The sequence below is a fragment of the Microbacterium sp. MM2322 genome (assembly GCF_964186585.1).
GTDB lineage: Bacteria > Actinomycetota > Actinomycetes > Actinomycetales > Microbacteriaceae > Microbacterium.
Map to the genome: position 1 here is coordinate 932,087 of NZ_OZ075067.1, position 26,521 is coordinate 958,607.

28 protein-coding genes and 1 tRNA gene are annotated in these 26,521 nt (G+C 69.0%); 15 read left to right on the forward strand and 14 right to left on the reverse strand.

The window, feature by feature from the left end; translation table 11 throughout:
• The first annotated feature begins 1 nt into the window (after position 1).
• From modA to moaA, 4 genes are all read left to right on the forward strand, one after another.
• Entirely contained in the window at positions 2-751 is a 750-nt protein-coding gene (modA, locus tag ABQ271_RS04510) for a molybdate ABC transporter substrate-binding protein (protein WP_349310327.1), read from the forward strand.
• Positions 748-1,536 carry a molybdate ABC transporter permease subunit gene (gene modB / locus ABQ271_RS04515; RefSeq protein WP_349310328.1) on the forward strand — a complete coding sequence of 263 codons (789 nt, stop codon included), beginning with the start codon at positions 748-750 and terminating at the stop codon, positions 1,534-1,536. Before modA ends, modB begins: the two co-directional genes overlap by 4 nt.
• Positions 1,533-2,582 carry an ABC transporter ATP-binding protein gene (locus ABQ271_RS04520; RefSeq protein WP_349310329.1) on the forward strand — a complete coding sequence of 350 codons (1,050 nt, stop codon included), beginning with the start codon at positions 1,533-1,535 and terminating at the stop codon, positions 2,580-2,582. The genes modB and ABQ271_RS04520 overlap by 4 nt, the downstream gene beginning before the upstream one ends.
• Before the next feature lie 75 nt (positions 2,583-2,657).
• Positions 2,658-3,746, forward strand: coding sequence for a GTP 3',8-cyclase MoaA (moaA, locus tag ABQ271_RS04525; protein WP_349310846.1), 1,089 nt, complete (start codon positions 2,658-2,660; stop codon positions 3,744-3,746).
• Between the two features lie 242 nt (positions 3,747-3,988).
• On the opposite strand, the gene ABQ271_RS04530 is transcribed toward moaA, so the two are convergent.
• The 4 genes from ABQ271_RS04530 to ABQ271_RS04545 form a co-directional block, all read right to left on the reverse strand.
• Positions 3,989-4,582 (reverse strand): 1-acyl-sn-glycerol-3-phosphate acyltransferase, encoded by a 594-nt coding sequence (locus ABQ271_RS04530; RefSeq protein WP_349310330.1) that lies wholly within the window; start codon positions 4,580-4,582, stop codon positions 3,989-3,991.
• Positions 4,583-4,886: 304 nt separating this feature from the next.
• Positions 4,887-4,959, reverse strand: a tRNA-Lys gene (locus ABQ271_RS04535).
• Positions 4,960-4,998: 39 nt separating this feature from the next.
• Positions 4,999-5,160, reverse strand: coding sequence for a hypothetical protein (locus ABQ271_RS04540; protein ID WP_349310331.1), 162 nt, complete (start codon positions 5,158-5,160; stop codon positions 4,999-5,001).
• A 119-nt stretch (positions 5,161-5,279) separates the two neighbouring features.
• On the reverse strand, positions 5,280-5,957 hold the full coding sequence (locus ABQ271_RS04545; RefSeq protein ID WP_349310332.1) for a fasciclin domain-containing protein: 678 nt from the start codon (positions 5,955-5,957) through the stop codon (positions 5,280-5,282).
• Positions 5,958-6,186: 229 nt separating this feature from the next.
• On the opposite strand from ABQ271_RS04545, the gene sigK reads away from it, so the two are divergent.
• From sigK to ABQ271_RS04565, 4 genes are all read left to right on the forward strand, one after another.
• Positions 6,187-6,774: an ECF RNA polymerase sigma factor SigK gene (gene sigK, locus ABQ271_RS04550; RefSeq protein ID WP_349310333.1), complete on the forward strand. Its 588-nt coding sequence runs from the start codon at positions 6,187-6,189 to the stop codon at positions 6,772-6,774.
• The gene (locus ABQ271_RS04555; RefSeq protein ID WP_349310334.1) at positions 6,771-7,553 is read left to right on the forward strand and encodes an anti-sigma factor; all 783 of its coding nucleotides are present in this window, start codon (positions 6,771-6,773) and stop codon (positions 7,551-7,553) included. Before sigK ends, ABQ271_RS04555 begins: the two co-directional genes overlap by 4 nt.
• Positions 7,554-7,624: 71 nt before the next feature.
• Positions 7,625-8,263: a DNA-directed RNA polymerase subunit beta gene (locus ABQ271_RS04560; protein WP_349310335.1), complete on the forward strand. Its 639-nt coding sequence runs from the start codon at positions 7,625-7,627 to the stop codon at positions 8,261-8,263.
• Between the two features lie 308 nt (positions 8,264-8,571).
• Positions 8,572-9,456: an aminodeoxychorismate lyase gene (locus ABQ271_RS04565; RefSeq protein WP_349310336.1), complete on the forward strand. Its 885-nt coding sequence runs from the start codon at positions 8,572-8,574 to the stop codon at positions 9,454-9,456.
• Between the two features lie 171 nt (positions 9,457-9,627).
• Here the strand turns inward: ABQ271_RS04565 and ABQ271_RS04570 are convergent, their stop codons facing one another.
• The 8 genes from ABQ271_RS04570 to ABQ271_RS04605 all read right to left on the reverse strand — a co-directional run bounded on the left by ABQ271_RS04570 (position 9,628) and on the right by ABQ271_RS04605 (position 18,734).
• Complete coding sequence (locus tag ABQ271_RS04570) at positions 9,628-10,437, reverse strand: DUF559 domain-containing protein (protein WP_349310337.1); 810 nt, start codon at positions 10,435-10,437, stop codon at positions 9,628-9,630.
• 248 nt (positions 10,438-10,685) lie between these two features.
• Positions 10,686-11,465 (reverse strand): phosphate ABC transporter ATP-binding protein PstB, encoded by a 780-nt coding sequence (gene pstB / locus ABQ271_RS04575; protein WP_091352209.1) that lies wholly within the window; start codon positions 11,463-11,465, stop codon positions 10,686-10,688.
• Between the two features lie 29 nt (positions 11,466-11,494).
• Positions 11,495-12,586, reverse strand: a complete 1,092-nt coding sequence (pstA, locus tag ABQ271_RS04580) for a phosphate ABC transporter permease PstA (RefSeq protein WP_349310338.1) — start codon at positions 12,584-12,586, stop codon at positions 11,495-11,497.
• Positions 12,586-13,548, reverse strand: coding sequence for a phosphate ABC transporter permease subunit PstC (pstC, locus tag ABQ271_RS04585; protein ID WP_349310339.1), 963 nt, complete (start codon positions 13,546-13,548; stop codon positions 12,586-12,588). The genes pstA and pstC overlap by 1 nt, the downstream gene beginning before the upstream one ends.
• Positions 13,549-13,625: 77 nt before the next feature.
• Complete coding sequence (locus ABQ271_RS04590; protein ID WP_349310340.1) at positions 13,626-14,741, reverse strand: phosphate ABC transporter substrate-binding protein PstS; 1,116 nt, start codon at positions 14,739-14,741, stop codon at positions 13,626-13,628.
• A 135-nt stretch (positions 14,742-14,876) separates the two neighbouring features.
• Positions 14,877-15,815: an NUDIX domain-containing protein gene (locus ABQ271_RS04595; protein ID WP_349310341.1), complete on the reverse strand. Its 939-nt coding sequence runs from the start codon at positions 15,813-15,815 to the stop codon at positions 14,877-14,879.
• Entirely contained in the window at positions 15,812-17,980 is a 2,169-nt protein-coding gene (locus ABQ271_RS04600) for an RNA degradosome polyphosphate kinase (RefSeq protein WP_349310342.1), read from the reverse strand. Before ABQ271_RS04600 ends, ABQ271_RS04595 begins: the two co-directional genes overlap by 4 nt.
• A 67-nt stretch (positions 17,981-18,047) precedes the next feature.
• Positions 18,048-18,734, reverse strand: a complete 687-nt coding sequence (locus tag ABQ271_RS04605) for a response regulator transcription factor (RefSeq protein ID WP_349310343.1) — start codon at positions 18,732-18,734, stop codon at positions 18,048-18,050.
• A gap of 109 nt (positions 18,735-18,843) precedes the next feature.
• On the opposite strand from ABQ271_RS04605, the gene ABQ271_RS04610 reads away from it, so the two are divergent.
• From ABQ271_RS04610 to ABQ271_RS04625, 4 genes are all read left to right on the forward strand, one after another.
• A complete protein-coding gene (locus tag ABQ271_RS04610; protein ID WP_349310344.1) occupies positions 18,844-19,134 on the forward strand; it encodes a hypothetical protein in 291 nt (96 codons plus the stop codon).
• Positions 19,135-19,305: 171 nt separating this feature from the next.
• Positions 19,306-19,911, forward strand: coding sequence for an FABP family protein (locus ABQ271_RS04615; protein ID WP_349310345.1), 606 nt, complete (start codon positions 19,306-19,308; stop codon positions 19,909-19,911).
• A gap of 2 nt (positions 19,912-19,913) precedes the next feature.
• On the forward strand, positions 19,914-20,990 hold the full coding sequence (locus ABQ271_RS04620) for a glycine cleavage T C-terminal barrel domain-containing protein (protein ID WP_349310346.1): 1,077 nt from the start codon (positions 19,914-19,916) through the stop codon (positions 20,988-20,990).
• A gap of 2 nt (positions 20,991-20,992) precedes the next feature.
• Entirely contained in the window at positions 20,993-22,087 is a 1,095-nt protein-coding gene (locus ABQ271_RS04625; protein ID WP_349310347.1) for an FUSC family protein, read from the forward strand.
• Between the two features lie 15 nt (positions 22,088-22,102).
• On the opposite strand, the gene ABQ271_RS04630 is transcribed toward ABQ271_RS04625, so the two are convergent.
• Positions 22,103-22,927: a class I SAM-dependent methyltransferase gene (locus ABQ271_RS04630; RefSeq protein WP_349310348.1), complete on the reverse strand. Its 825-nt coding sequence runs from the start codon at positions 22,925-22,927 to the stop codon at positions 22,103-22,105.
• A 41-nt stretch (positions 22,928-22,968) separates the two neighbouring features.
• Between ABQ271_RS04630 and ABQ271_RS04635 the strand changes: the two genes are divergently transcribed.
• Positions 22,969-23,718, forward strand: a complete 750-nt coding sequence (locus ABQ271_RS04635) for a phosphoglyceromutase (protein ID WP_349310349.1) — start codon at positions 22,969-22,971, stop codon at positions 23,716-23,718.
• A gap of 78 nt (positions 23,719-23,796) precedes the next feature.
• On the opposite strand, the gene phoU is transcribed toward ABQ271_RS04635, so the two are convergent.
• Positions 23,797-24,468 (reverse strand): phosphate signaling complex protein PhoU, encoded by a 672-nt coding sequence (gene phoU, locus ABQ271_RS04640; protein WP_349310350.1) that lies wholly within the window; start codon positions 24,466-24,468, stop codon positions 23,797-23,799.
• Positions 24,469-24,644: 176 nt separating this feature from the next.
• Here phoU and ABQ271_RS04645 point away from each other — a divergent pair, with 176 nt between their 5' ends.
• Both ABQ271_RS04645 and ABQ271_RS04650 read left to right on the forward strand, forming a co-directional pair.
• On the forward strand, positions 24,645-25,835 hold the full coding sequence (locus ABQ271_RS04645; RefSeq protein WP_349310351.1) for an ATP-binding protein: 1,191 nt from the start codon (positions 24,645-24,647) through the stop codon (positions 25,833-25,835).
• Positions 25,832-26,515 carry a response regulator transcription factor gene (locus tag ABQ271_RS04650; RefSeq protein ID WP_349310352.1) on the forward strand — a complete coding sequence of 228 codons (684 nt, stop codon included), beginning with the start codon at positions 25,832-25,834 and terminating at the stop codon, positions 26,513-26,515. The genes ABQ271_RS04645 and ABQ271_RS04650 overlap by 4 nt, the downstream gene beginning before the upstream one ends.
• Positions 26,516-26,521: the final 6 nt, after the last annotated feature.

A 26,521-nucleotide genomic window follows, 5' to 3' on the forward strand; every position in this document is an offset into this window, starting at 1 on the left:
CGTGCGTCGCTGGCTGCTCCGCCCCGTGGCGCTCGGCGCGCTCGCGCTGTTGCTGACGGGATGCGCCGCGTCGGTGCGCTCGGATGATGGGGTCTCGGGATCGCTCACCGTCTACGCCGCCGCGTCGCTGAAGACCTCGTTCGACGAGGTGGCCGAGGCGTTCACGGCGCAGCATCCCGGCATCGAGATCAGTCCCGTCTATGACGGCTCGTCGACGCTCGCGACGCAGATCGAGGCGGGAGCGCCGGCGGATGTGTTCGCGTCGGCCGATGAGGCGACCATGGCGAAGGTGTCGACGTTCGTCCGCAGTCCCGAGGTGTTCGCCTCGAACACGCTCGTGATCGTCGTCCCCGCGGGCAACCCGAAGAAGGTCGCGACGCTCGCCGACCTGTCGCGCGTCGTGACGGTGCTGTGTGCGCCCGAGGTGCCGTGCGGCGCGGCATCCGCGAAGCTGCTCGCCGCCGCCGACGTCACGGTCGACGCCGCCAGCCTGGAGCAGAACGTGACGGCCGTGCTCACGAAGGTGGCGGCGGGCGAGGCGGATGCGGGTCTTGTCTACGCGACCGATGTGGTCGGCCGCGACGACGTCGCCTCGATCGTTCCCGACGGCAGTGACAAGGTCGTCAACGAGTATCCGATCGCCGCGCTGAAGGATGCCGCGAATCCGCAGGCGGCGAAGGCGTTCGTCGACTTCGTGCTGTCGGACGCCGGGCAGAAGATCCTCCACGACCGCGGCTTCGGAGCGCCGTGAGTGGGGTGGCTGATCGCGGGTACGTTCCCCGGGCCCTGGCGTTCCCCGCGCTCCTCGGGCTGTGCTTCCTGATCCTTCCCCTCGTCGCCCTGATCGCCCGTGTGGAGTGGGCCACGTTCGTCGCCGACGTCACGTCGCCGGCGGCGCTGGCCGCCCTCGGTCTCTCCTTCGGTACGGGAATCGCCGCGACGGCGATCTGCGTCGTCATCGGTGTGCCGCTGGCCCTGTTGATCGCCCGGTCGGGTCCCCGGCTTGCCGCCGTGCTGCGTGCCGCGGTGACGGTGCCGCTCGTGCTGCCCCCGATGGTCGGCGGCATCGCGCTGCTGTACCTGTTCGGCCGCGCCGGGTGGCTCGGAGGACTCGGGCTGTCGTTCACGACGCCGGCGGTCGTGCTCGCGCAGACGTTCGTGGCACTGCCGTTCCTCGTGCTGGCCGTCGAGGGCGCGGTGCGGTCGACGGGAGTGGACTTCGAGCGCACGGCGGCGGCGCTGGGAGCCGGCCGCTGGACGATCCTCCGGCGCATCACGCTCCCTCTGGCAGCGCCCGGGATCGTCGCGGGAACCGTGCTGTGCTTCGCACGGGCGATCGGCGAGTTCGGCGCGACGGCCCTCTTCGCCGGCAACCGTCCCGGCGTCACGCAGACGATGCCCCTCGCCATCTACACGGCGTTCAACGGTGCCGGGGTGGCGCAGGGGACCGCGGTCGCCCTCGCGCTGCTGCTGCTTGCGGCCGCCGTCATCGTCCTGATGCTCGTGCGCGGCTGGCGACCCGGAGCGGTGCGATGAGCGGCCTGCAGGCGCACGTCGTCGTCGACCGGTCCCGCTTCCGCGTGGATGTCATGATCGACGCCGCGGCGGGGGAGACGGTCGCGGTGATGGGTCCGAGCGGCGCCGGCAAGTCGACGCTGCTGTCGGCGCTCGCCGGCCTGGTGTCGCTCGACGGCGGGGAGATCACCGTCGCGGGCCGCACGGTCGAGCGCGTGACCGCACCTCGGGTGAGCACGGCGCCGATGCATCGCGGAGTGGTGCTCCTCGGGCAGGATCCGCGCCTGTTCCCCCACCTCAGCGCACGGGAGAACGTCGCGTTCGGCCCCCGTGCCGCGGGAACGCCTGCGGCACGGGCGCGCGCCGACGCCGATGAGTGGCTCGAACGCGTCGGCCTGGGTGGCCTCGGAGCCCGCATGCCCCGCGAGCTGTCGGGTGGCGAGCAGCAGCGGGTCGCGATCGCGCGGGCGCTGTCGGCGTCGCCTCGGGTGGTGCTGCTCGATGAGCCCCTCGTCGCGCTCGATCCGGTCACGGCCTCGTCGATCCGCGGGATGCTGCGCGATCAGCTCGCCGGCATGACGACGGTCGCCGTGACGCACGACGCCGGCGACGCGGTCGCGTTGGCCGAGCGACTGTTCGTGATCGACGCGGGAGCTGTGGTGCAGACCGGTCCCGTGCGCGAGGTCTTGCGGGCACCGGCATCCGCCTTCGTCGCCTCGATCGCCGACATGAATCGGATGCCCGGAGTCGCTGCGCGAGGAGGGTGGACGGACTCGGACGGCCACCTGCTGACAAGCTCGGATGTCGCTTCGACCGCGCTTGCCACCGCGGACGGGACGGCGCTCGCCGCCGTGTTCCGCCCGAGTGATGCGAGGGTCGTGGCGGGGGAAGGCGCGAACACCTGGAAGGCGACCGTTCTGCGCGTCGAGCCGACGCTGTCGGGCTCGCGGATCTACACGTCCGCGGGCGCGGTGGATGTCGGCGACACGCGCGACGCTTGGTCATCCGGCGACACGGTGTGGCTGCACGTCGACCTGTCGCGCGTGCGGTTCGTGCCGCTGCCGTGAAGGTGCCCTGATCAGCCCAGATCCAGGCGGCGGCGATTAGGCTCTGATGATGGGATGCCACTGGGGGACGACGCGATGACGGCCATCCCGATCACGCTCGGTCGGTCGCCCCAGATTCCGTCTCACTCCGGCGCGGCTCCCGACCCGGCCGCCGGCCTCGTCGACACCCACGGACGCGTTCACCGCGACCTGCGGATCTCGCTCACCGACCGCTGCTCCCTGCGCTGCACGTACTGCATGCCCGAGCAGGGCAACGAGTGGTTGGCGCGCACGAGCATCCTGACGACCGACGAGATCGTCGAGATCGCTGAGGTCGCGGCGAGCCTCGGCATCCGCACATTCCGGCTCACCGGTGGCGAGCCGCTGCTCCGCACCGACATCGTCGACGTGGTGCGCCGCGTCGCCGCGATCTCGGGCCCCGACGGGCCGGTCGAGGTCGCGATGACGACCAACGGCATCCGTCTCGCCGAGGTGCTGCCCGATCTGATCGAGGCGGGTCTGACGCGACTCAACATCAGCATCGACACGATCGATCGCGAGCGGTTCGCCGCGCTCACCCGTCGTGATCGGCTCGACGACGTGCTCGAGGGGATCGCGGCAGCCGCGGCATCCGATCTGAAGCCCTTGAAGCTGAACGCCGTGGCGATGCGGGGCGTGAACGACGACCAGCTTGCCGACCTCGTCGCCTTCGCGATGGAGGTGGGCGCGCAGTTGCGGTTCATCGAGCAGATGCCGCTGGATTCCGGGCACACGTGGGATCGGAGCTCGATGGTGACGCGCGAGGAGATCCTCGAGGCGCTGTCGGAGCGCTGGTCGCTCGAGCCGGTTCCCGGCCGTGGCGGGGCGCCCGCCGAGAAGTGGCGCATTGACGGCGGCCCGCACGAGGTCGGCGTGATCGCGTCGGTGACCGCGCCCTTCTGCGGAGCGTGCGACCGCCTGCGCCTGACGGCGGACGGTCAGTTCCGCAACTGCCTCTTCTCGCTGACCGAGTACGACGTGACGACCGCGGTACGGGGGATGCCGGTGGGCGCCGCGCCGGGAGATCGTCGGAGAGTCATCGCCGAGATTTTGCACGCGTGTGTGCTGGGGAAGCTGCCCGGCCATGCGATCAACGACCCGTCGTTCCTGCAGCCCGCACGGGGCATGAACGCCATCGGGGGCTGAGGAGCGCGCTCGTCTCTTGGCACGTGGGGCGCGTTGGTCGACGAGGTGGATTGGCTGGAAGGCTTCGGGATCGACGTTGCTGCCACGCTCGCATAGGCGGCGAGCTGAGTACAACGACGGCCCCTCGACCGAGCCATGGATCGGCCACGACGCCATCTTCGCGGGCCGGCTCGGTCAGAAGGATGACCTTGGCACATGGTTGTTCGAACACGTGCTCACCGCGGTAGACGGCGACATCGCGATCATCCGCGGTCGAACCTTGCCGGCCGAGGATCGCCCTCTTCGCGCAAGCGAGGCTCGACGCGTAGCGCGGGACGCAGTCCCGACTTGTCGGCGTAGAACGCTCGGATGGCATCCATGTCCTTGCCGACGTCGCCGGTGAGCGTGAGCGTCGGTCCCAGCCCGGTCGTCATGGTGGTGCGATCCACGTACCCGAGCGTGACATCAAGGCCGGTCTCGCGAGCGATGCGATAAAAGCCCGACTTCCAGTTCCCCACGCTGCCGCGCGTGCCTTCCGGCGTCACCACGAGGCCGAAGACCTCGCCGTCGCGGATGCGGCGGACGAGGGCGTCGACCACCCCGGCGGGGTTCGCTCTATCGACCGGGATGCCGCCGATCGAGCGCATCAGCGGGCCCCGCCAGCCGCGAAAGAGACTCTCCTTGCCCAGCCAACGGAAGCGCATCTTCAGGCGCCACGCGATCGCCAGCATGAGCACGAAGTCCCAGTTCGAGGTGTGCGGCGCCCCGAGGACGACGGTGGGGCGGGTCGGCGCGGGCTCGGTTGCGAGCGTCCATCTGCTGAACGTCCAATAGACCCGGGCGACGAGGCGGAGCATTCCGCAACCGTAACGCTCTCGCGTGCTCCCCGGACCCGAGGGGGCGCCAGGTCAGCTCCCAGGTTCCCGAGGTATCCTGATACCGATAGGCGGACTTCTCATTCGTCTCGCCCCGGCTGTGTGGTAACAGTCGGGGCTTTTTTATTGCTCGAACGGCCCACGGCGACGAGCGCAATCGGCCGCCCGTCTCTCACCGGGCGAGCGCTTGGTCGACGTCACGGTGATGGTGACCGCCCGGTCGTCTTCCCCGACGCGACTGGGTGCGTTCGCTCGCCACGCCATGTCGATCGATGTCCCACAGAGGTGGGCCCCGTGGGGCTCGAACCCACGACCCGCGGATTAAAAGTCCGATGCTCTACCGACTGAGCTAGAGGCCCTCAGCGATCCAGCCTAATAGGCGAGGGCCGCGGCATCCGTCACTTGGTGCTCTTCTCTGAGCTGAAGAGGATGCCGAACATGATCCCGAACGACAGGCCGAAGGCGGCGCCGAGGCCGATGTTGTCGAGGAACAGCATCCCGGCGATCGCGCCGCCGAGCATCCCGAACGCAATCCACAGCCCGAACGTCATTCCTCGCATGCTTCGACGCTACGGAGAGCGGTCCGCCCGCGGCATCCCCCGAAAGGAGTAAACACAAAGAGGCGGCGCCGCCGAAGCCCGCAGAGCTTCGACGACGCCGCCGGTCAAGAAGACCGTGATTACATCGGGGGCATCAGCACCGAGTCGATGAGGTACACGGTCGCGTTCGCGGTCTGGACGCCACCGCAGATGACCTTGGCGTCGTTGACCATGAGCTCGTCGCCCGAGCCGGTGACCTTGAGGTCCTGGCCCTCGACGGTCTTGTGGGTGCCGTCGATCTCGTCAGGCGCGATCTGGCCGGGGACCACGTGGTACGTGAGGATCTTCGTCAGCGTCTTCGAGTCGGTCTTCAGACCGTCGATCGTGGCGGCGGGGATCTTGGCGAACGCCTCGTCAACGGGGGCGAAGACGGTGAACTGGTCGCCGTTGAGCGTGTCGACCAGGTTGACGTCCTTGTTCAGCTGGCCGCTGACAGCAGCGGTGAGCGTCTTGAGCAGCGGGTTGTTGGATGCCGCGACCGCCACCGGGTCCTTGGCCATGCCGGCAACCGAGCCGTCGCCGTCCGGAACAGCGGAGGCGTAGTCAGCGCAGCCGGGGCCGACGAGGTTGGCAGCGGGGTCCATCGAGGGCGACGAGGCTTCGGGCGATGCGGACTCCATGGGAGCCTGGGACTGCGTGCCGCCCTCGCTCATGTTGCCACCCTCGGGTGCAGCGCTCGACGAGCAACCGGCGAGAGCGAAAGCTCCGGCCAGAGTCAGAGAGAGTGCTGCGGTCATCTTCTTCTTCGTGCTGAGCATGATTTCCTCCATGTGTTGGTTCCGCCCTCTGCGGCGGCGATAACAGGTCTTCGGAGTCGCTAGGCAAACGGATTGCACATCTCCCGAGATTTCTTCCGACCGGCCTCGTCGGGGCCAGCTCCCGAGAGAAGTCGCGATGTCACGAATGGCTCTCGATCTCCTCTTCTCACCAGGGATTCCCGCCCCGTCATCCAGGTTCCGAGGGGCAGGGGTGGCATGCTGGGGAGCAATGGTTATCGACGGTGTAGAAGTCCCCGAGGACGGGCAGACGGCAGATCATGCCGGCGAGCTCCTCCTCCGCATCGCCGACGGCGATCAGGCGGCCTTCGCAGAGCTCTACGACATGTTGTCCTCCCGCGTGTTCGGGCTGATCAGACGGGTCCTCGTCGACCCCTCTCAGAGCGAAGAGGTGTTGCAGGAGGTCTTCTTGGAGATCTGGCAATCCGCTTCGGGCTTCGCTCCGAAGAAGGGGCAAGGAAGAAGTTGGATCCTGACGATGGCTCATCGTCGGGCTGTCGACCGGGTTCGCGCCTCGCAGTCCAGCGCAGACCGGGACGTGCGTGTCGGAGTTCGCGATGCGTATACACAACAAGAAGGCATCGCAGAGCAGGTCGAGCTGAAGATCGAAGGACGTCGCGTCGTGCGGGCGCTTCGGACTCTCCCCGACCCGCAGCGTGAAGCACTCACCCTCGCGTATTTCGGGGGGTATAGCCAAAGTGAGATCGCGGCGCTCCTCGGAGCTCCGCTCGGAACGATCAAGACACGCATGCGTGACGGATTGAACCGCCTACGACAGGAGATGGGGGTGACACTGTGAACGAGAACGAGTTCGCCGAACTCTCGGCAGGACACGCCCTTGATGCGTTGTCCGTCGAGGACGAACAGGCCTACCAGCAGGCGCTCGCCGCTCACCCCGAATGGGAAGAGCTCGTCGACGCCGACGCGCAGGTCGCCGGGTTCCTAGCCGAAGGCACGGGAGAAGAAGCGCCGCCCGTCGAGGTGCGCGCACGACTCCTCGCCCAGATCAGTGCCATGCCGCAGCGGATGCCGGACCCCGCCGACGCTGCTCCCGAATCCACCCCTGAGCCCGAGCTCGCTGTGGCCGGTCCGCCGACCGAAGCCGTTCAGGCGGTGCAGCGACGCAACTGGACCCGCGGCCTGTTCGCCCTCGTTGCGTCTGCCGCCCTCCTGGTCGGCATCGGATGGGGCGTCGGCTCGCTCGTCGAGCAGGCGCGCACGCCTATCTCTGTGCAGGCTCTCGAGCAGATCCAGTCTGCTCCTGACGCTCAGACAGTGACCGGCCAGTTCACCGACGGAGGAGAGGCGGTCCTGCACTGGTCGCAGGAGCTCGGAAAGGTCGTCCTGACGACCGACGAGGCTCCCACGCTCGCCGCCGACCGCACGTACGAACTGTGGCTCATCCGAGGCGACAAGCCCATCCCGGCTGGCACGTTCGACGATTCCGGTGACGTCACCGCCCTCGTCGACGGCACCTTCGAGCCCGGCGATGTCGTCGCGGTCACGGTGGAGCAGGCGGGCGGTTCTCCCAACGGCCAACCGACCACCAAGCCGATCATCGCGATCCCCACGGCCTGACACGCGTCGCTCACCACCCTGCCTCGGCCTCGGCCGGGCAGGGTGTTGTCGTGCGGGGGTAGCCTGGAACGATGTCCGACGCGTCCCGCGACTTCCACAAGCCGGTCCGTCGCTCACCCGATTCGTTCGACCGCAACTTCGCCGCCGACGATCCCGCCGAAGCCAGCCGCGTCGCTCACGCCACGGCATCCGCTCTGCTCTCCCGGGTGCGCGAGCACCCGCATGACGAGGTCATCGACCGGCTCGTGACCTTCACCGACGCGCACGGCATCGCGACGATCGCGGAGCTCTGGGCGCAGTCGCCCGCGCGGTCGCTCCCCGGTGCACTGTGGCGGTTGTACCTGCTGCAGCTGATGATCCACGACGATGCGACGACCGCGGCCCTGCTCTACGAGCGGGGACGCACTCGGCTGTCGTCGGCGGATGTCGTCATCGCGGGCGCTCCCGCTCCGGCGAGCCCCGATGAGCTCGTCTCGCTCATCGACCTGATTCTTCGCGGCGTGTTCGCGGGGGACTTCGCGCTGGCCCTCGAGCGTGCGGCGGCGTTCTCGCGCGTCGTGTCGGCCGGGGCGACCGACCTGGCCGACGACTACGACATGAGCGAGCCGACGCGAGCCTCGCAGTTCACGACGCGGGCGCTGCGCCTCGACACGTATGCGGGCGACCTCGTGGCGGCAGCGGCGCTGTGGCGACGCGACGGTCTGACCTGATCCGCTGAGCGGGCATGAAAGTGCCGGGCCGCAGAACGCCTCTCGGCGCGTGGCCGCTCGTAGCGGCTGAAGATGGAGCCCGGGGTTACTGCGGCCCGGCTAGAAAAGTGTAACGGAGCTGCTCCCGGGGTATTCCGGTCGGCAGGAGATTTCGGCGCGGCCGGGCGTGTCGGGGTGTGCCCGCGTGCGCCGATGCAATGGATCTGTGGCGACACCCCGGCGTCCGACGGTCTAGGGCGGCGTGTCGCGTGTGATCCATTGCATCGAGCGACGGGGGCGACGCGGGATGCCGCGCGTAGGCTCAGGGCATGGCCTGGCTCTTCGCGCTGATGATCGACCCCGCGGCATCCGACGATGTCCGCACCGATTTCGCCGACACGTTCGCCGAGATCGATCCGTCCGCTCCGGCACTCACCGTCGGGGAGCTCAGCACCCAGCGCGGGGATGGGATCTTCGAGTCGATCGGCGTCGTCGACGGCCACGCTCAGGAGGTCGAGCCGCACCTCGCCCGTCTCGCCCACTCGGCCGAGATCTGCGAGCTGCCAGCCCCGAACCTCGCGCAGTGGCGCGAGGCGATCCGTCGCGCGCAGGCCGCCTCGGGGCAGGGGGAGGCCGTCATCAAGCTGATCCTGAGCCGCGGCGTCGAGCACGGACCGACCCCGACCGCGTGGGTCACGGTCGCGCCGGCGGCGGACTTCACGAAGCCCCGCACCGAGGGAATCGCCGTCGCCGTCCTCGATCGCGGTTACAGCATCGACCTGCCGGGGCGTGCGCCGTGGCTCCTGCTGGGAGCCAAGACGCTCTCGTACGCGGTCAACATGGCCGCGATCCGTGAGGCGAAGCGCCGCGGCGCCGACGATGCGGTCTTCGTCAGCTCGGACGGGTTCGTCCTCGAGGCGCCGACCGCGTCGCTCATCATCCGGCGCGGAGACACGTTCGTCACCCCGGCGCCGAACGGCGGCATCCTTCACGGCACGACGCAGCTGAGCCTGTTCGACCACCTCGCCGAGCAGGGCTTCGAGACCGCCTACGAGACTCTGCCCATCTCGGCCCTGCACGACGCGGATGCCGCCTGGCTCGTCTCCAGCGTCCGCCTCGCCGCCCCGATCACCGCCGTCGACGAGCGCCCCCTCCCGCTCGACGCGGAGCTCACGGCATCCTTCACCCGGTACCTGCTCAGCCCGCGCGACTGACCCCGCCGCGTCCGTCGCCGGCTACTCAGCCCGCACGACTGCCCCGTCGGCATCCGTCGCCGGATGCAATGGATCGTGGCCGACACGCCGTGCAGTCGGCTCGGGATGCCGTGTGTCGCCAGGAATCCATTGCATCCGCGCACGCCCGCCCCACACCCGCACCCGCGCACCTCACAGCGACGCGAGCGCCCCGAGGATCGCCCCCTCGACGAGGTCCCAGTCGTGCATGATCATCGCGTAGTCGAAGCGAAGGGTTCGGTAGCCCCACATCGCGGCCCCGGCGTCGCGCACGAGGTCCTTGTGCCGCAGTGACGGTCCGTCGTGATTCTCGCGTCCGTCGACCTCGATGATCAACCGGTCGCCGATCAGCGCGTCCACGACGCCGACTCCGACGATCCGCACCTGCGTCTGCACACGCAGCCCGAGGCTCCGCAGCCGCCATCGCAGCAGGGACTCGAGTCCGCTGTCGGCATCGTCGCGGCTGAGGGCGAGCGCCTCGCGCCCCGCGGCGTTCGCGTGCTGGCTGAGCCACCGCATCCCGTCGCCGTCCAGCAGGTCCCGCCGTCGCGCGGACTCCAGCGCGACGAAGAACGCCTCCCCGCCGTAGCAGGTGAGGATCTGGCGGAGGACCCGGGCCACCGAAGGGTCGCGGCGGTGCTCACCCGGACCGGGGGCGTCCCAGTGTTCCGTGCAGGCGCAGGCGTCGTCGTGCGAACGGCGTCCCGGCCGCATCCAGACGTGCGGCGCCCGATCGTCGTCCATCACCCACAGGCCGAGGTGGCGTGCGGCCGTCACGCACGCCATCGCTCCACCGTGCCGGGCGGCCGTCCGCGCCTCGTCGCACGCCTCGGGCCACGCGTAGACCCCGATCCGCATGTGGATCAGCTCCCCGGACCGCAGCGCCCGCTGCACCCGTCGCTGCGACCACCCATCATCGAGCAGCTGTCGCAGACGGACGATGGGATGCCGCAGCTCGCACATACGGCGAGTGTCAGCCCACCTCACCCCTCACGCGGCGGCACCGGGCGCGATGGGGGACAGCCGGCATCCGTCCCTCGCGGGGGAGGAGGCCCTCAGCGGATGCAACGGATCCGAGCCGACACGCCGTCGACCAGCGCCGGGATGCCGCGCGTCGCCGCACATCCGTTGCAACCGCGCACGCGCACCAACACAGAACGCGCCGCCGCGGAACCCGAATCCGCGGCGGCGCGTCAACCTGCACCCGAGGCTTATCCGAAGCGACCCGAGACGTAGTCCTCGGTGGCCTGCACGGACGGCTTGGTGAAGATGGTGCCGGTCTCGTCGTACTCGATGAGCTTGCCGGGCTTGCCGGTGCCGGCGATGTTGAAGAAAGCGGTCTTGTCCGAGACACGCGATGCCTGCTGCATGTTGTGCGTGACGATGACGATTGTGTACTGGCTCTTGAGCTCCTGGATGAGCTCCTCGATCGCGAAGGTCGAGATCGGGTCCAGGGCCGAGCACGGCTCGTCCATCAGCAGGACGTCGGGCGAGACGGCGATCGCGCGGGCGATGCAGAGGCGCTGCTGCTGACCTCCGGAGAGGCCGGACCCGGGCTTCTCGAGCCGGTCCTTGACCTCGTTCCAGAGGTTCGCACCGCGCAGCGACTTCTCGACGAGGGCGTCGGCGTCGGACTTCGAGATGCGCGAGTTGTTGAGCTTCACGCCCGCGAGCACGTTGTCGCGGATCGACATCGTCGGGAACGGGTTCGGGCGCTGGAAGACCATGCCGATCTGGCGGCGCACGAGCACCGGGTCGACGCCCTGGCCGTACAGGTCCTCGCCGTCGAGGAGGACCTCACCCTCGACGCGCGCGCCGGGGATGACCTCGTGCATGCGGTTGAGGGTGCGGAGGAAGGTGGACTTGCCGCAGCCGGACGGGCCGATGAAGGCCGTCACACTGCGGGGTTCGATGTCGAGGGACACGCCCTCCACGGCGAGGAAGTCGCTGTAGTAGACGTTGAGGTCGTTGACTTCGATGCTCTTGGACACGTCGGGTGCTTTCTGTCGGATGCCGCGGCTCAGCGGCCGAACTTGGGGGCGAACTTCTTGGCGACGAAGCGCGCGATGAGGTTCAGGGCCATGACGATGATGATGAGGGTCAGCGCTCCGGCCCAGGCGCGCTCGAGAGCGGCCGGGATGTTCGTGCCGGGGTTCTGGAACTGGTCGTAGACGAAGACCGGCAGGGTCATCATCGGGTTGTCGAATCCGTTGACGTTGAGCGACTGGGTGAACCCGGCGGTCAGCAGCAGCGGAGCGGTCTCGCCGATGACGCGGGAGATCGACAGCATGATGCCTGTCGTGATGCCCGCGATGGATGTCGGGAGCACCACCTTGACGATCGTCAGCCACTTCGGCACGCCGAGCGCGTAGGCCGCTTCGCGCAGCTCGTTTGGGACGAGGCGGAGCATCTCCTCGCTCGAGCGCACGACGACCGGGATCATCAGCACCGAGAGCGCGAGCGACCCCATGAAGCCCGTGTTGAGGCCGGGGCCGAACAGCAGCGCGCAGACCGCGACGATGAACAGACCGGCGACGATCGACGGGATGCCGGTCATCACGTCCACGAAGAAGGTGATCGCCTTGGCGACACGGCCGCGGCCGTACTCGACGAGGTAGATGGAGGTCATGAGGCCGATCGGCACGGAGATGACCGTCGCCCAGCCGGTGACGATGAGCGTGCCGTAGATGGCGTGGACGGCGCCGCCGCCCTCACCGACCACGTTGCGCATCGAGTTCGAGAAGAACATCGGGTCGAAGCGGGCGATGCCGTTGACGACGACGGTGAACAGCAGCGAGATGAGCGGCAGCAGCGCGATCGTGAAGGCGATCGACACGAGGACAGTCGCCAGGCGGTCGGCGGCACGTCGCCGCGTCTCGACGACGCTCGACAGGATCACGAGCGCGATCGCGAACAGCACGACGCCGATGAAGACGGTTCCGGCGATGTTGAAGTCCGCGACGTCTCCGCCGCTGTTCATGATCGCGAAGACGATTCCCGAGAGGACGAGCGCGCCGGCGAGCAGGGTCCACGGCATCCACTTGGGCAGCTGCCCTGCGGTGAGCGAGTTGCCGACGGGCGTGCGGGTCTCGGAGCGGGTGAGGGTGGTCATCAGTTCGCTCCAGAGAACTCGGCGCGGCGGTTGACGACCCACCGGGCGATCGCATTGACCGCGAAGGTCACGATGAAGAGGATGAGGCCGGTCGCGATGAGGACGTTGACGCCGTCGCCGTAGGCCTCACCGAAGTTGAGGGCGATGTTCGCGGGGATGGGCGTCGGGTTGCTGGAGTTCAGCACCTGGAAGGTGACGGCTCCCGTGGCCGACAGCACCATGGTGACGGCCATCGTCTCGCCGAGGGCGCGGCCGAGACCGAGCATCGCTCCCGAGACCATGCCGCCGCGGGCGAACGGGAAGACCGCCATGCGGATCATCTCCCAGCGCGTCGCGCCGAGCGCGAGAGCCGCCTCCTCGTGGAGGACGGGCGTCTGCAGGAAGACCTCGCGGGTGATGGCGGTCATGATCGGGAGGATCATCACCGCGAGGACGAGGGATGCCGTCAGGATCGTGCGACCGCCGGGGGAGACCGCGCCGGCGAAGAAGGGGATCCAGCCGAAGTTCTCGTTCAGCCAGACGTAGAACGGCTGCAGGATCTGCGAGAAGACGAGTGCGCCCCAGAGGCCGTAGACGACGGAGGGGATGGCCGCCAGCAGATCGATCACGTAGCCGAGCGCGGACGCGAGTCGGCGGGGTGCGTAGTGGGAGATGAAGAGGGCGATGCCGATCGCGAGCGGCGTCGCGACGACGAGCGCGATGACCGAGGCCCAGAGCGTGCCGAAGACGAACGGCCACACGTACTGCCAGAACGGCTCGCCGTTGAGGAACTGCGTCTCTTCCGGGTTCGCCGTGAATGCCGGGATGCTCTCCACGATGAGGAAGAGCGTGACCGCGGCGAGAACGATCAGGATGATGATGCCCGCGCCCAGCGCGGTGCTCGAGAAAACGAGGTCGCCGCGTCGCCGCATCGGCCGTGGGGCGGTGTCCTGGTCGGCGACCAGGTCGGGGGTGGGGGGCATCGCAGTCCTCGGGTTGGAAGCGGGGCGGACGTGAGTGCTGCTGGTGACCCCCGAAGGGGCCACCAGCAGCGAGGGTCTTACTTCTTGGCGCTGATCATGTCGATCGCGGTCTGAGCCTTCTCGGCGACCTCGGTCGACAGGGGAGCGGAGCCGGCAGCCTCGTTGGCGGCCTTCTGGCCCTCTTCGCTGACGATGTACGAGAAGTACGCCTTCACGATGTCGGCAGTGGCGGCATCCTCGTACTGCGCGCAACCGATGAGGTAGCTCACGAGAGCGATCGGGTACGAACCGGCCGGCGCCTTGGCGGGGTCGACGTTGAAGACGAGGTCGCCCTCGCCGCGACCCTCTTCGAGGGGCGACGATGCAACGAGCTCGGCCGCGGCCTCCGAGGAGAACGGCACGAAGTCGTCGCCGACCTGGACGGCGGCGGAGCCGAGGTCACCGACGCGGGAAGCGTCGATGTAACCGATCGTGCCCTTGCCACCGGTGACCGTCGCCTCGACACCCGAGGTCTGCTGGGCAGCCTCGGAGCGCGTGGTCTTGACGGGCCAGGCGTCGTCGTCCTCGTACGGCCACGCGTCGGGCGCGACGGAGGCGAGGTAGGCGGTGAAGGTTCCGGTGGTGCCGGACTCGTCGCCGCGGAAGACGGGCGTGATGGCCAGGTCGGGAAGCGTGGCGTCCTTGTTGAGATCAGCGATCTCGGGGTCGTTCCACTTCTCGATCTTCTCGTTGAAGATGTCGGCGATGACCTTGGGGGTCAGGTTCAGCTTGGTGATGCCGTCGAGGTTGAAGACGACCGCGACGGGGGAGATGTACGCGGGGACCTCGATGATGTCGGGGGTCGCGCAGGCGCCGAACTTGCCGGCGGCGATCTCGTCGGACGTGTACGCGCGGTCCGAGCCGATGAAGTTGCTGGAACCGGCGATGAAGTTGTCGCGGCCCGTGCCCGATCCGGTCGGCTGGTAGTTGATCGTGACGTCCGGGTTCGCCTGCTGGAAGGCCGCGGTCCATGCCTGCTGAGCGGCGCCCTGCGAGGAGGCGCCGGTCGCCTTGACGGTGCCCGACAAAGCGCTGCCGCCGTCGGAGGGCTGGCCGCTGCCAGCGGGGGTTCCTTCGTTGGCCGCGCAAGCGGAGAGCGACAGAACAGCGACGGCTGCGACAGCGCCCACGCGGGCGATGCGGTTGAGCTTCACGTGTGTTTTCCTTCGGGTGATCGGGACACCCCGGTGCGGGGCTGGCTCGACGCTAGGAGCCGCCGGTGACCAGGTTCCGCTCCGGAGGTGAACGACAGGTGAACGAACCTGGTCCGATCGGCTTCGCCCGCAGGATCACACGGCCGGCGGGTGCGTTTCGATCGCGATGATCCCGGAACCGGGGTTGGTCGCCGACAGGTGGACGACCGAGAAAGCCCCCGGCTCGAGGGCAGAAGCGTCGCCGAGGTACGAGCCCTTCACCGTTCCCGTCGCGAGGGCGATCTCGTGCATCACGTCGGGAAGCACGGGGCGGTGCGAACACAGCACGGCGGGCTTGCCCGCTCGCACCCGCTTGCCGATCAGCATCCGAGCATCCGCTGTCCCCGCGTCCCAGGCATCCTGCGAGATCGACGAAGTCGTGTGGATGTCGCGGTTCAGCGCCGTCGCCAGGGGCGTGACGGTCTCGACGCACCGCGTCGCGTCGCTCGAGAACACCCGGCGCACACCGAACGCACGAAGCGGCCCCACGATCGCCGCAGCCTGCTTGCGCCCGCGTGCGGCGAGGGGGCGCTCGGCGTCGGCGCCTTTCCACTCCTCCCGCGGCGTCGCCTTGGCGTGGCGGAGCACGACCAGGGGGAACGTCTCGAGGACGCCGTCGTCGACCAGCTTCAGGAAGCTCTCCACGATCTCGACGTCGACCGGGTAGCTCATCTTCGTGAGCGCCTTGCGCGCCGGCATCCATTCGATCGCGGCGATCTCGCGGTTCGGGAGGAACACCGACTCACGGATCGCCTTCTCGGTCGCCTGGGCGCTCCAGTAATGCACGATCTTCGTCCGCTTGCTCGGCAGGCGGTAGTTCGAGATCCCGACGGGCACGCCGAGGTGCACACGGATGCCGGTCTCCTCGTGGATCTCGCGCACCGCCGTTTCGGCAAGCGTCTCGCCGGGCTCGACCTTGCCTTTGGGCAGCGTGACGTCGCGGTACTTGGTGCGGTGGATGGCGAGGACGAGAAGTTTCCCGTCCCGCATCCGCCACACCACGCCGCCGGCGGCGTAAACCGCGGTTTCCGTCATCGCACCGTCCGCGTCCGGCGTCGGCGGAGGACGCTCGCCATGGTCTTCTCCTGCAGGTCGACGAGCGGCGTGCCGTCGGCGTCCAGGTTGTGGCGCGTCCACTCGCCCTCGGCGCCGAGGCGCCACGAGCTCGTCGAGTCGTCCATGGCGAGGTCGAACAGGGCCGTCAGCTCGGCGACGTGCGCCGGCTCCATGACGCGCACGAGCGCCTCTACGCGGCGGTCGAGGTTGCGGTGCATCATGTCGGCGCTGCCGATGAACACCTGCGGTTCGCCGCCGTGCGCGAACGCGAAGATGCGCGAGTGCTCGAGGTAGCGGCCGAGGATCGAGCGGACCGTGATGTTGTCGCTCACGCCGGGCAGATCGCTGCGGAGCGAGCAGATGCCACGGACCCACACGTCGACCTTCACACCCGCCTGGCTCGCCCGATACAGCGCGTCGATGATCTGCTCGTCGACCATCGAGTTCACCTTGATGCGGACGTACGCGGGCTTACCGGCCAGCGCGTTTCGCCGCTCGGTGTCGATCAGGCGCAGCAGCCCCTTGCGCAGGTGCAGGGGCGCCACGAGCAGTCGCTTGAACTTCTTCTCGATCGCGTAGCCGCTGAGCTCGTTGAACAGCCGGGTGAGGTCTCGACCGACCTGTTCGTTGGCCGTGAAGAGCCCGTAGTCCTCGTAGATGCGGCTCGTCTTCGGGTTGTAGTTGCCCGTTCCGATGTGGCTGTAGCTGCGGAGCGCGCCGTCTTCCTCCCGGATGACGTGTAGCAGCTTGCAGTGCGTCTTCAGCCCGACGAGGCCGTAGACGACGTGCACGCCGGCCTTCTCGAGCGTGCGCGCCCAGCCGATGTTCGCCGCCTCGTCGAAGCGCGCCTTCACCTCGACCAGCGCGAGCACCTGCTTGCCGTTCTCGGCGGCGTTGATGAGCGCCTCGACGATCGGGCTGTCGCCCGAGGTCCGGTAAAGGGTCTGCTTGATGGCGAGCACGTGCGGGTCGCGCGCCGCCTGCTGCAGGAACGAGACGACGCTCGTCGTGAACGACTCGTACGGGTGGTGGACGAGGATGTCCTCCTTGCGGATGGCCGCGAACAGGTCGGCGCGACCGTTCTGCTCGGCCGGCTGGAAGGGCGTCGCCGTCTTCGGGACGTGCGCGGGGTAGCGGAGATCCGGTCGCTCGATCTGCGACAGGGAGAACAGGCCGCGGAGGTCCAGAGGGGCGGGCAGCCGGTAGACGTCGTTGTCGCTGATGTCGAGCTCGTCGAGCAGGAGCGACAGCGTGACGTCATCCATGTCCTCGGTGATCTCGAGTCGGATCGGCGGGCCGAACCGGCGGCGCAGCAGCTCCGCCTCGAGGGCCTGGATGAGGTTCTCGGTCTCATCCTCTTCGATCACCACGTCCTCGTTGCGGGTGAGGCGGAACGTGTGGTGCTCGAGGATCTCCATCCCGGGGAAGAGATCGCCGAGGTTCTCGGAGATCAGCTCCTCGAGCGGGAGGTATCGGACGCTGTTGCCGTCCTTCTTCACCTCGACGAGGCGCGGCATCATCGGCGGCACCTTGAGGCGCGCGAACTCCTGGCGGCCGGTGCGGGCATTGCGGATGCGGATCGCGAGGTTGAGCGAGAGGCCCGAGATGTAGGGGAACGGGTGGGCCGGGTCGACCGCGAGCGGCATCAGGACCGGGAACACCTGCGACGAGAAGTAGTCGTAGAGGATGCCGCGTTCCTCGTCGGACAGGTCGGCCCACGAGACGACCTCGATACCGGCGTCGGCGAGGGCGGGACGGACCTGATCGGACCAGACGGCGGCGTGACGCTCTTGCAGGGCGTGCGCGGAGGTCGCGAGGTCGGTGAGCACGTCGAGCGGCGCGCGGCCGACGTTCGTGGGAAGCGCGAGACCCGTGAGGATGCGCCGCTTGAGGCCGGCGACGCGCACCATGAAGAACTCGTCGAGGTTGCTGGCGAAGATCGCGAGGAAGTTCGCCCGCTCGAGCGTCGGGAGGTGGGGGTCCTCTGCCAACTCCAGCACGCGCTGGTTGAAGGCGAGCCAGCTGAGCTCGCGGTCGAGGTAGCGGTTGTCGGGCAGCTGCGAGTCGTACGCTTCGACGACGTCGTCGAAGTCGTCGTCGTCCGCGTCGCCCAGTCCGGAGTCGTGAACCTGGGTGTCGATCATTCCCACATCATTGCAGGGCGACGTGGCCGCTGCGTGAACACGACGGACGGATGCCGCTGTGTCGCCCTCAGGAGGGGGAACCGGGGAGCTGCTCGTCCTCGTAGACGTTGAAGCGATAGCCGACGTTGCGGACGGTGCCGATGAGCTGCTCGAGGTCGCCGAGCTTGGCGCGGAGACGTCGAACGTGCACGTCGACCGTGCGGGTTCCGCCGAAGTAGTCGTAGCCCCACACCTCGCTCAGCAGCTGCTCGCGGGTGAAGACGCGCGAGGGGTGCGTGGCGAAGAAGTGGAGGAGCTGGAACTCCTTGTAGGTGAGATCGAGCGGTCGCCCATGCACCTTGGCCGAGTAGGACGACTCGTCGATGCTGATTCCGGAGGTCTGGATGCGGGTCGAGACCTGCTCCTTCGACATCCGTCCGATGGCGAGCCGGATGCGGGCGTCGACTTCGGCCGGTCCGGCGCTGACGAGGATGACGTCGTCGATTCCCCAGTCGGGGGAGACGGCGGTCAGGCCCCCCTCGGTGACGACGAGCACCAGCGGAGCGTCGAGGCCCGTGGTCGTGAGGATCTTGCACAGCGATTTCGCGCCGACGAGGTCCCGCCGCGCGTCGATGAAGACGACGTCGGCGTTCGGAGCGTTGACCAGTTGGGCGGCCTCGGCAGGGATCTGCCGGACGCGGTGGCTGAGCAGCTCGAGGGCGGGCAGGACGGAGTCGCCGCCGGCGGCGGAGCTCAAGACGAGCAGCTGTGCCAAGGGAGACCCTCCGGTGCGGACTCGGAACCGCGTCTCATCTTAGGGGTAGCCCCGGCACGAGCCGCGCCACCGCTGAGCGTCTGCGCAGGACGTGCGCAACAATGGGGGGATGACCGCGCCCGAGATCCTTCCCCGACGTCGGGCCGCCGGTGTCATCGCGGTCTGGGTGGCCGCCGCTCTCGTGGCCCTGGCCGTCGGCATCTTCGTCGACCCGGACTGGCGCGGCGCCTGGCTGCTCGTCGGCCTCGGTCTCTGCTTCTTCCTCGCTTTCGCGGTGCAGCTCGCGTCGGGCCGCTCGCAGGGATTCATCGTCCGCATCTCGGCGAGCATCCTCGGTGCGCTGCTGGTCATGGGACTCCTCGGCACGGGCTTCGCACTCGCCGAGCTCCTCGCCCTCTGACCCGGGCGTCATCCCCGACCGCATCGCCGCGTCCGGCCGCTAAAGTGGGGGACATGGATCTCGTCGCACTCGAACTCTTCTTCGTCGGGCTGCTCGGCCTCGCATCGCTCGCGATCGCGTTCGTGTCCGGCGTCGTCGTCTGGAACCTCTACCGCGGTCAGCGCTGAGACCGTGATCGATCTGCCGACAGACCTTCCGGCTGATCTGGTCCCGCTCTCCTGGCTGCTGGGTCTCTGGGAAGGCACCGGCGTCCTCGAATACGACGCGCAGGGCCGGACGATGTCCGGTGAGTTCTCGCACCGCGTGAGCTTCAGCCACGACGGCGGGAACGCCCTCAACTACTCCGCGACCGCCTGGTTCACGGATGCCGACGGCACCCGCAACGACCTCGTCGCCGAGACGGGCTACTGGCGGTTGTCACGTCCCGCGACCGACGCGGATGCCGGCCCCGCACTTTTGCCGGCCCTCGCGCCCCGCACGGAGCCGCGCACCGTTCACGACGTCGAAGAGCTCCGCACCGCGGAGGGCGGATTCGAGATCGAGGCCGCCCTCGTCCACTCCGACGGGATCAGCGAGCTTTACCTCGGGCAGGTCCGCGGCCCCCGCATCGACATCGCGACCGACGCCATCGTCCGTCCGGCCGGGGCGAAGGAGTACGCCTCCGCGACCCGGATGTATGGGCTCGTCGACGGCCAGCTGCTCTGGGCATGGGATGTCGCGGCGCTGGGGTCCGCGCTCTCGTCGCACGCGTCCGCACGGTTGGTGAAGGTTCAGTGAGCATGGAAGCGTTCGCCGCTGTCCCCGGCGCGGTCATGGATGAGCGAGGGCTCTCGCATCTCGGCAACCCGGTCCGCGAACAGCGAGAGCTCGCCGCAGGGTCGGCGGTCGCGCCCCTCGCCGATCGAGCCGTCCTCACCGTCGCGGGCGAGGACCGTCTCTCGTGGCTGGACTCGATCACCTCCCAGGCGCTGACCTCCCTCGCACCCGGAGTGGGCACCGAACTGCTCGTCCTCGACCCGCAGGGGCACGTCGAGCACGCGGCATCCGTCGTCGACGACGGAGAGCGCACGTGGCTCATCGTCGACGGCGACCGGGCCGCCGGCCTCCTCACCTGGCTGACGCGTATGCGGTTCCGCCTCCGCGTCGATCCGCAGGATGTGTCCGCGCAGTTCGCCGTCGTCGGAGGAACGTCCGACGCGGTCGGTGCCCTCGGCGCTGCGGTCGTCTGGCGCGACCCGTGGCCCCACGTCGGAATCGGCGGATGGGGATACGCGGCGACCGAGCCGCATCCCGGTGCTGATCGGGATTGGGCCGAGGCTGTCGTGGCACGCTCCACGCTCGACGACCTCGCGGGTGCCGCTGCGCGCGGTGAGGCCCGCCTCGCCGGTTACCTCGCCGTGGATGCCCTCCGGGTCGCCGCATGGCGCCCCCGCGCGAGTGCCGAGGCCGACGGCCGCACCCTGCCGCACGAGGTCGATTGGCTTCGCACGGCCGTCCACCTCGACAAGGGCTGCTATCGCGGGCAGGAGACGGTCGCCAAGGTCCACAATCTCGGACACCCGCCCCGGCGCCTGGTCTCCCTCCAGCTCGACGGGTCGGATGCCGAGCTGCCCGCTCCGGGCGCGGCCGTCCGGCTCGACGGCGCCGACGTCGGCGCGATCACCTCGGTCGCCCGCCATCACGAGGAGGGCCCCATCGCGCTCGCCATCATGAAGCGGTCAGTGCCCGTCGACGCTGCTCTGACGGTCGAGGTCGCCGACGGCGAGGTCGCCGCCGCGCAAGAGGTCGTCGTGCCGCCGGATGCGGGGCGCGCGGCATCCATCCCGCGGATGCCGCGGCTCTCCCAGCGCCGCTGACGATGACGGGCGAACCGACGGCCACGGCGCCGGTGCCCACCGCCCGGCGGTATCCGCGCGAGGGTTGGGCGCGCCTGCGGGGCTCCGCGATCGCGATCCTGCAGCTCGTCGTCGCCGCCAGCGCCGCCTTCTCGATCGCCCACTACGGACTGGGTCATCCCGCCCCGCTGATCGCGGCCACCGTGACGATCTCGAGCCTGGGACTGGTCCGTGACGCGCGGCCGTGGCGCGTCCTCGAGACGGTGATCGGGATGACGCTGGGCGTCTTCGTCGCCGAACTCGTCGTGGTGGCGGCAGGCAGCGGCTGGTGGCAGCTCGCTCTCACCCTCGCCGTCAGCCTGTCGATCGCGCGCTTCTTGTCCCCGCAGGCGGGATTCGCGATCGCGGCGGCGATCCAGTCGATCATCGTGGTCGTGGTGCCGGCGCAGGTGCCCTTCCTCCGCCTCCTCGACGCCCTGATCGGCGGCGCGATGGCGCTGCTGGTGACCGCCCTCATCCCGCGCAGCCCTCTCCGCACCGCGATGCGCGATGCCGGGCGGCTGTTCGCCGCGTTCCAGGGCGCCGCCGGCACCGTCGCGCAGGGTCTGCGGCGCGGGAGTCGCGTGCGCGCAGAGCGCGGCCTCGAGAAGGCTCGCGGCCTGCAGAGCCTCGTCGACGACTGGCGGACCTCCGTCGAATCCGGCGTCGCGATCGCCCGCATTTCGCCGTTCCTCCGCCGTCAGCGGTTCGAGCTCGCCCGGTACGACCGGATGCGGGTCAGCATGGACCTCGCCGTCCGAAACCTCCGCGTCGTCGCCCGCCGCGCCGTCTACCTCGTCGACGACGGACGGGAGCGCGATGTGGCCGCAGACCTCCTCACCGAGCTCGTCCGAGGTGCGGACCTCGTCGAGGCCTCGCTCACCGACATCTCCTACGAGCCGGCGGCGCGCGAGGTGCTGACGGCGGTCGCCGCGCGGCTCGACCCGGTGGCCCTTGTCCCCGACGGCTCGCTGGGCGACCAGACGCTCATCACGGCGCTCCGTCCGCTCGCGACGGACCTCCTGTGCGCCACGGGACTGAGCCCCGAAGACGCCCGCGCGATGCTGCCACGCGTCTGACGTCCCTCCTGCCGGTCACTTCGGCGCGACGGCATTCCACGGGACCGTGAACTCGCCCAGCCGCCAGCGCGAGCGTGAGCCGACCGGCCACCCCGCAGCGACGAGTGCCTCGAGTGTCGCCCGCCACCGCTGCACGGGCCCGAAGGACGACGCCGCGACGGCGCGCGTCCACTCCCGATCGAGGGCATCGATGACGTCATGCACGCGTTCGCCGTCGACGTTCCGGTGGATGAGGGCCTTCGGCAGGCGTTCCGCGGCGATCGCGGGGGAGTCGAGCTCCGCGAGCCGCAACGAGATCGTGAGGCTGCGGGGCGCGGCATCCGGACCCACCTCGATCCACGTCGACACCCGCCCGAGCTCGTCGCAGGTCCCCTCGACGAGCATGCCGTCGGGGCGGAGCCGGGAGGCCATCCGCTCCCATGCGGCGGGGACGTCCTGCTCGTCGTACTGCCGCAGCACGTTGAACGCGCGGATCACGGCGGGTCGGCGGTCGCCGGGCACCGGCACCTCGAATCCGCCCCGCGCGAACGACACCCGTGCGTCCGGGGCGAAGGACCCAGAGCCTTCGCGCACCTGTTCGAGCTGCATGCGGGCACGAGCCACGCGCGCCGGTTCGATCTCGAGGCCCAGGACCTCGACGTCGGGACGTGCCCGCCGAAGCCGCGCTTCGAGCTCGAACGCCGTGACGCCGCTCGCACCGTAGCCGAGGTCGACCACGAGCGGGTCGGCCGTCCGTCGGAGGATCGGATGCCGCGCGATCCACCGGTCCACACGGCGGAGCCGGTTGGTGTTCGTCGTCCCCCGGGTCACCTGCCCCACGACCGGATCGGAACGCGTCATGACCCCATGATCCCATCGACCGCGCCGGTAGGATTGCGACCATGACAGCCCCCTACACGTTGATCCTCCTTCGGCACGGTCAGAGCGAGTGGAACAAGTCCAACCAGTTCACCGGCTGGGTGGATGTCCGTCTCACCGACCAGGGCAAGGCGGAGGCCCAGCGCGGCGGCGAGCTGCTGAAGGAGGCCGGGCTGCTCCCCGAAATCCTGCACACGTCGCTGCTGTCCCGTGCCATCCAGACCGCGAACATCGCCCTCGATGCGGCCGACCGCCTCTGGGTGCCGGTCAAGCGCTCCTGGCGTCTGAACGAGCGCCACTACGGTGCGCTCCAGGGCAAGGACAAGGCGCAGACCCTCGACGAGTTCGGCGAGGAGCAGTTCATGCTGTGGCGTCGCTCGTTCGACGTGCCGCCGCCGGACATCTCGGACAGCGACCCGTACACGCAGGTCGGTGACGTCCGCTACGCCGACATCGACGGCGACGTGCCCCGCACGGAGTCCCTGAAGATCGTCATCGACCGTCTGCTGCCCTACTGGGATGCCGAGATCGTGCCCGATCTGAAGACCGGCAAGACCGTCATGGTCACCGCCCACGGCAACTCGCTCCGCGCGCTCGTGAAGCACCTCGACGGCATCAGCGACGACGACATCGCCGAACTGAACATCCCCACCGGCATCCCGCTGGTCTACCGCCTCGACGAGAACCTGGTCCCCCTCGGACCGGGCGAATACCTCGATCCCGACGCCGCCGCCGCGGGCGCTGCCGCCGTCGCGTCGCAGGGCAAGAAGTAACCGGCACACACCGGGAACACGAAGAGCGGATGCCGACGGGCATCCGCTCTTCGTCGTCCGGGCGCCCCCGAAGTCAGGTCAGACCTCGGCGTCGACACCCTCGGTGTCGGCGGACCAGGTGCCGGTCGCCAGGTACGAGACCTTCTTCGCGACCGAGAGGGCGTGGTCGCCGAAACGCTCGTGGTAGCGCGAAGCGAGCGTGGCGTCGACCGTGGCGGATGCCTCGCCCTGCCAGTTGTCGCTGAGGACCTTCTCGAACACGGCGAGGTGCAGCGCGTCGAGTTCGTCGTCGAGTTCGTGCAGACGGCTCACGAGCGAGAGGTCCTCGGTACGGAGCAGGTCGGCGAGCGTGCGCGCGACCTCGGTGTCGATTTCGCCCATCTTGGTGAACGTGTTCTTCAGGCCCTTGGGAACGGCACGTTCCGGGAATCGCATACGGGTCAGCTGAGCGATGTGCTCGGCGATGTCGCCCATGCGCTCGAGCGACGCACTGACGCGCAGCGCGGCGACGACGATGCGCAGGTCGCGGGCGACCGGCTGCTGGCGGGCGAGGATCTCGATGGCGAGCTCATCGAGCTCGATGGCCTTCTCATCGATGACCTTGTCGTTGTCGATGACATCCTCGGCGAGGGCGACATCGCTCGTCGCGAACGCGCGGGTGGCCCGCTCGATCGCGACGGTGACGAGGTCGGAGATCTCGACGAGACGGGTCTGCACGTCCTCGAGGGACTGGTGGAAAACTTCGCGCATGGAGCACCTTCTCTTCGTGCGGGCGGGTGAGGGGCGCGAACTGTCGCGCAGAGCCTCGGCGATCCTCCCGCGCTCAGGTTAACGGTCGGTGCCGACACGGTGAACAGTCGGCGGTCCTCGGCGCACCGGCCGATATCCGTCCGATTGCGGGGGTGCGACCACCTTACGCTGGGGGCATGGATTCGACGCAGCTCGAGCTGCTGGCGCTCGTCGTGGGGCTCCTCGTCGGCGCAGGTGCCGTCGGACTCGTGGTCTACGCCGTGCAGGCGCGGGAGCGCACCCGACTGGTGACGTCGACGGACCTTCCCGAGGGCACCGCATCCGTCCTTCAGGGAATGGACGACGCCGCCGTCGTGGTCGACCCGTCGATGCTCATCCTCGCCGCCTCGGCGACGGCGGAGGTCTTCTCGCTCACGGTCAACGACAGCCTCGACTCCGACCGCCTGCGCCTCCTCGTGCGCAACGCCCGGCAGACCGGCGTGCCGGCGACCGAGAGCATGACCCTGAAGCGGGGCGTGGAACCGCGCGTGGTCGCCGCCCGGGCGAGCGTCATCACTCCGCGGCTGACTCTCATCGTGATCCGCGACATCACCGAGCGCGAGCGCGTCGAGCAGATGCGCCGCGACTTCGTCTCGAATACGTCCCACGAGCTGAAGACCCCGGTCGGAGCCGTCACCCTCCTCGCCGAGGCCATCGAGTCCGCCGCCGACGACCCCGATCAGGTACGCCACTTCGTGCGCCGGCTGAGCGCCGAGGCGGCGCGCCTCGGACAGCTCACCTCACGCATCATGAACCTCTCGCGCCTGCAGTCCGCGGATGAGATCGCCGAGATGCGTGACGTGTCCGTCGACGAGGTCATCCGATCCGCCATCGACTCGCAGGCCATCGCCGCGGAGTCCGCGGAAATCACGGTCGCCCGCGGCGGCGAGAAGGGGCTCTTCGTCCGGGGGGACCCGCAGATCCTCACCGAAGCCGTGAGCAACCTTCTGGCGAACGCAATCGCGTACTCGCCCGCCGGAGCGCAGGTGGGCGTGGGCGTCCGCGAGGCGGGCGGTGCGGTGGAGATCGCCGTGGCCGATCACGGGATCGGAATCCCCGAGGACGATCAGCAGCGGGTCTTCGAGCGGTTCTACCGCGCCGATCAGGCACGCTCCCGCCGCACCGGGGGCACCGGGCTCGGGCTCGCCATCGTGAAGCACGCCGTGCAGCGCCACGGTGGCTCCGTCGAACTGTGGTCGCGTCCCGGCAGAGGATCGACGTTCACCATCCGATTGCCCCTCGTCGCCTCCGACCTCGCTGTTCCCCGCAAGCAGAAGAAACCCAAGAAGACCGGCGCGAAGGCGCCCTCCAGAAGGAACACACCATGACTCGAGTCCTGATCGTCGAAGACGAACCCGACCTCGCCGACCCGTTGGCCTACCTCCTTCGCCGGGAGGGGTTCGAGGTGGAGATCGCCGAAGACGGCGGCCTCGCCCTCGACGCATTCACCTCGCGGGGCGCTGACATCGTCCTCCTCGATCTCATGTTGCCCGGGATGCCGGGAACCGAGGTGTGCCGCGTGATCCGGTCGACGTCGAAGGTCCCGATCATCATGCTCACCGCGAAGGACAGCGAAGTCGACATCGTGGTCGGGCTCGAACTCGGCGCAGACGACTACATCACCAAGCCGTACTCGTCTCGAGAGCTGCTGGCTCGCATGCGGGCGGTCCTCCGACGCAGCGAGAGCGATGAGCTCGGCGTCGACGAGCGCGTCATCGAAGGGGGGCGCGTGACCCTCGACATCGACCGTCACACCGTCTCCGTGGACGGCAAGGAGATCTCCATGCCGCTCAAGGAGTTCGAGCTCCTCGAATTGCTCATGCGCAACGCCGGTCGAGTCCTCACGCGCGGTCAGCTCATCGACCGGGTGTGGGGGAGCGACTACTTCGGTGACACGAAGACGCTCGACGTCCACATCAAGCGCATCCGCTCCCGAATCGAGAAGAGCCCGAGCGATCCGGTCATGCTGCTCACCGTGCGAGGCCTCGGCTACCGTTTCGAGGCCTGACCGCCG

Bases quoted from the DNA above. Each gene is read 5' to 3' on its own strand.
- ABQ271_RS04520 (WP_349310329.1), top strand. From the start codon at position 1,533: ATGAGCGGCCTGCAGGCGCACGTCGTCGTCGACCGGTCCCGCTTCCGC.
- moaA (WP_349310846.1), top strand. From the start codon at position 2,658: ATGACGGCCATCCCGATCACGCTCGGTCGGTCGCCCCAGATTCCGTCT.
- ABQ271_RS04530 (WP_349310330.1), bottom strand. From the start codon at position 4,582: ATGCTCCGCCTCGTCGCCCGGGTCTATTGGACGTTCAGCAGATGGACG.
- ABQ271_RS04540 (WP_349310331.1), bottom strand. From the start codon at position 5,160: ATGCGAGGAATGACGTTCGGGCTGTGGATTGCGTTCGGGATGCTCGGC.
- ABQ271_RS04545 (WP_349310332.1), bottom strand. From the start codon at position 5,957: ATGCTCAGCACGAAGAAGAAGATGACCGCAGCACTCTCTCTGACTCTG.
- sigK (WP_349310333.1), top strand. From the start codon at position 6,187: ATGGTTATCGACGGTGTAGAAGTCCCCGAGGACGGGCAGACGGCAGAT.
- ABQ271_RS04560 (WP_349310335.1), top strand. From the start codon at position 7,625: ATGTCCGACGCGTCCCGCGACTTCCACAAGCCGGTCCGTCGCTCACCC.
- ABQ271_RS04565 (WP_349310336.1), top strand. From the start codon at position 8,572: ATGGCCTGGCTCTTCGCGCTGATGATCGACCCCGCGGCATCCGACGAT.
- ABQ271_RS04570 (WP_349310337.1), bottom strand. From the start codon at position 10,437: ATGTGCGAGCTGCGGCATCCCATCGTCCGTCTGCGACAGCTGCTCGAT.
- pstA (WP_349310338.1), bottom strand. From the start codon at position 12,586: ATGACCACCCTCACCCGCTCCGAGACCCGCACGCCCGTCGGCAACTCG.
- pstC (WP_349310339.1), bottom strand. From the start codon at position 13,548: ATGCCCCCCACCCCCGACCTGGTCGCCGACCAGGACACCGCCCCACGG.
- ABQ271_RS04595 (WP_349310341.1), bottom strand. From the start codon at position 15,815: ATGACGGAAACCGCGGTTTACGCCGCCGGCGGCGTGGTGTGGCGGATG.
- ABQ271_RS04600 (WP_349310342.1), bottom strand. From the start codon at position 17,980: ATGATCGACACCCAGGTTCACGACTCCGGACTGGGCGACGCGGACGAC.
- ABQ271_RS04610 (WP_349310344.1), top strand. From the start codon at position 18,844: ATGACCGCGCCCGAGATCCTTCCCCGACGTCGGGCCGCCGGTGTCATC.
- ABQ271_RS04620 (WP_349310346.1), top strand. From the start codon at position 19,914: ATGGAAGCGTTCGCCGCTGTCCCCGGCGCGGTCATGGATGAGCGAGGG.
- ABQ271_RS04625 (WP_349310347.1), top strand. From the start codon at position 20,993: ATGACGGGCGAACCGACGGCCACGGCGCCGGTGCCCACCGCCCGGCGG.
- ABQ271_RS04630 (WP_349310348.1), bottom strand. From the start codon at position 22,927: ATGACGCGTTCCGATCCGGTCGTGGGGCAGGTGACCCGGGGGACGACG.
- ABQ271_RS04635 (WP_349310349.1), top strand. From the start codon at position 22,969: ATGACAGCCCCCTACACGTTGATCCTCCTTCGGCACGGTCAGAGCGAG.
- phoU (WP_349310350.1), bottom strand. From the start codon at position 24,468: ATGCGCGAAGTTTTCCACCAGTCCCTCGAGGACGTGCAGACCCGTCTC.
- ABQ271_RS04645 (WP_349310351.1), top strand. From the start codon at position 24,645: ATGGATTCGACGCAGCTCGAGCTGCTGGCGCTCGTCGTGGGGCTCCTC.
- ABQ271_RS04650 (WP_349310352.1), top strand. From the start codon at position 25,832: ATGACTCGAGTCCTGATCGTCGAAGACGAACCCGACCTCGCCGACCCG.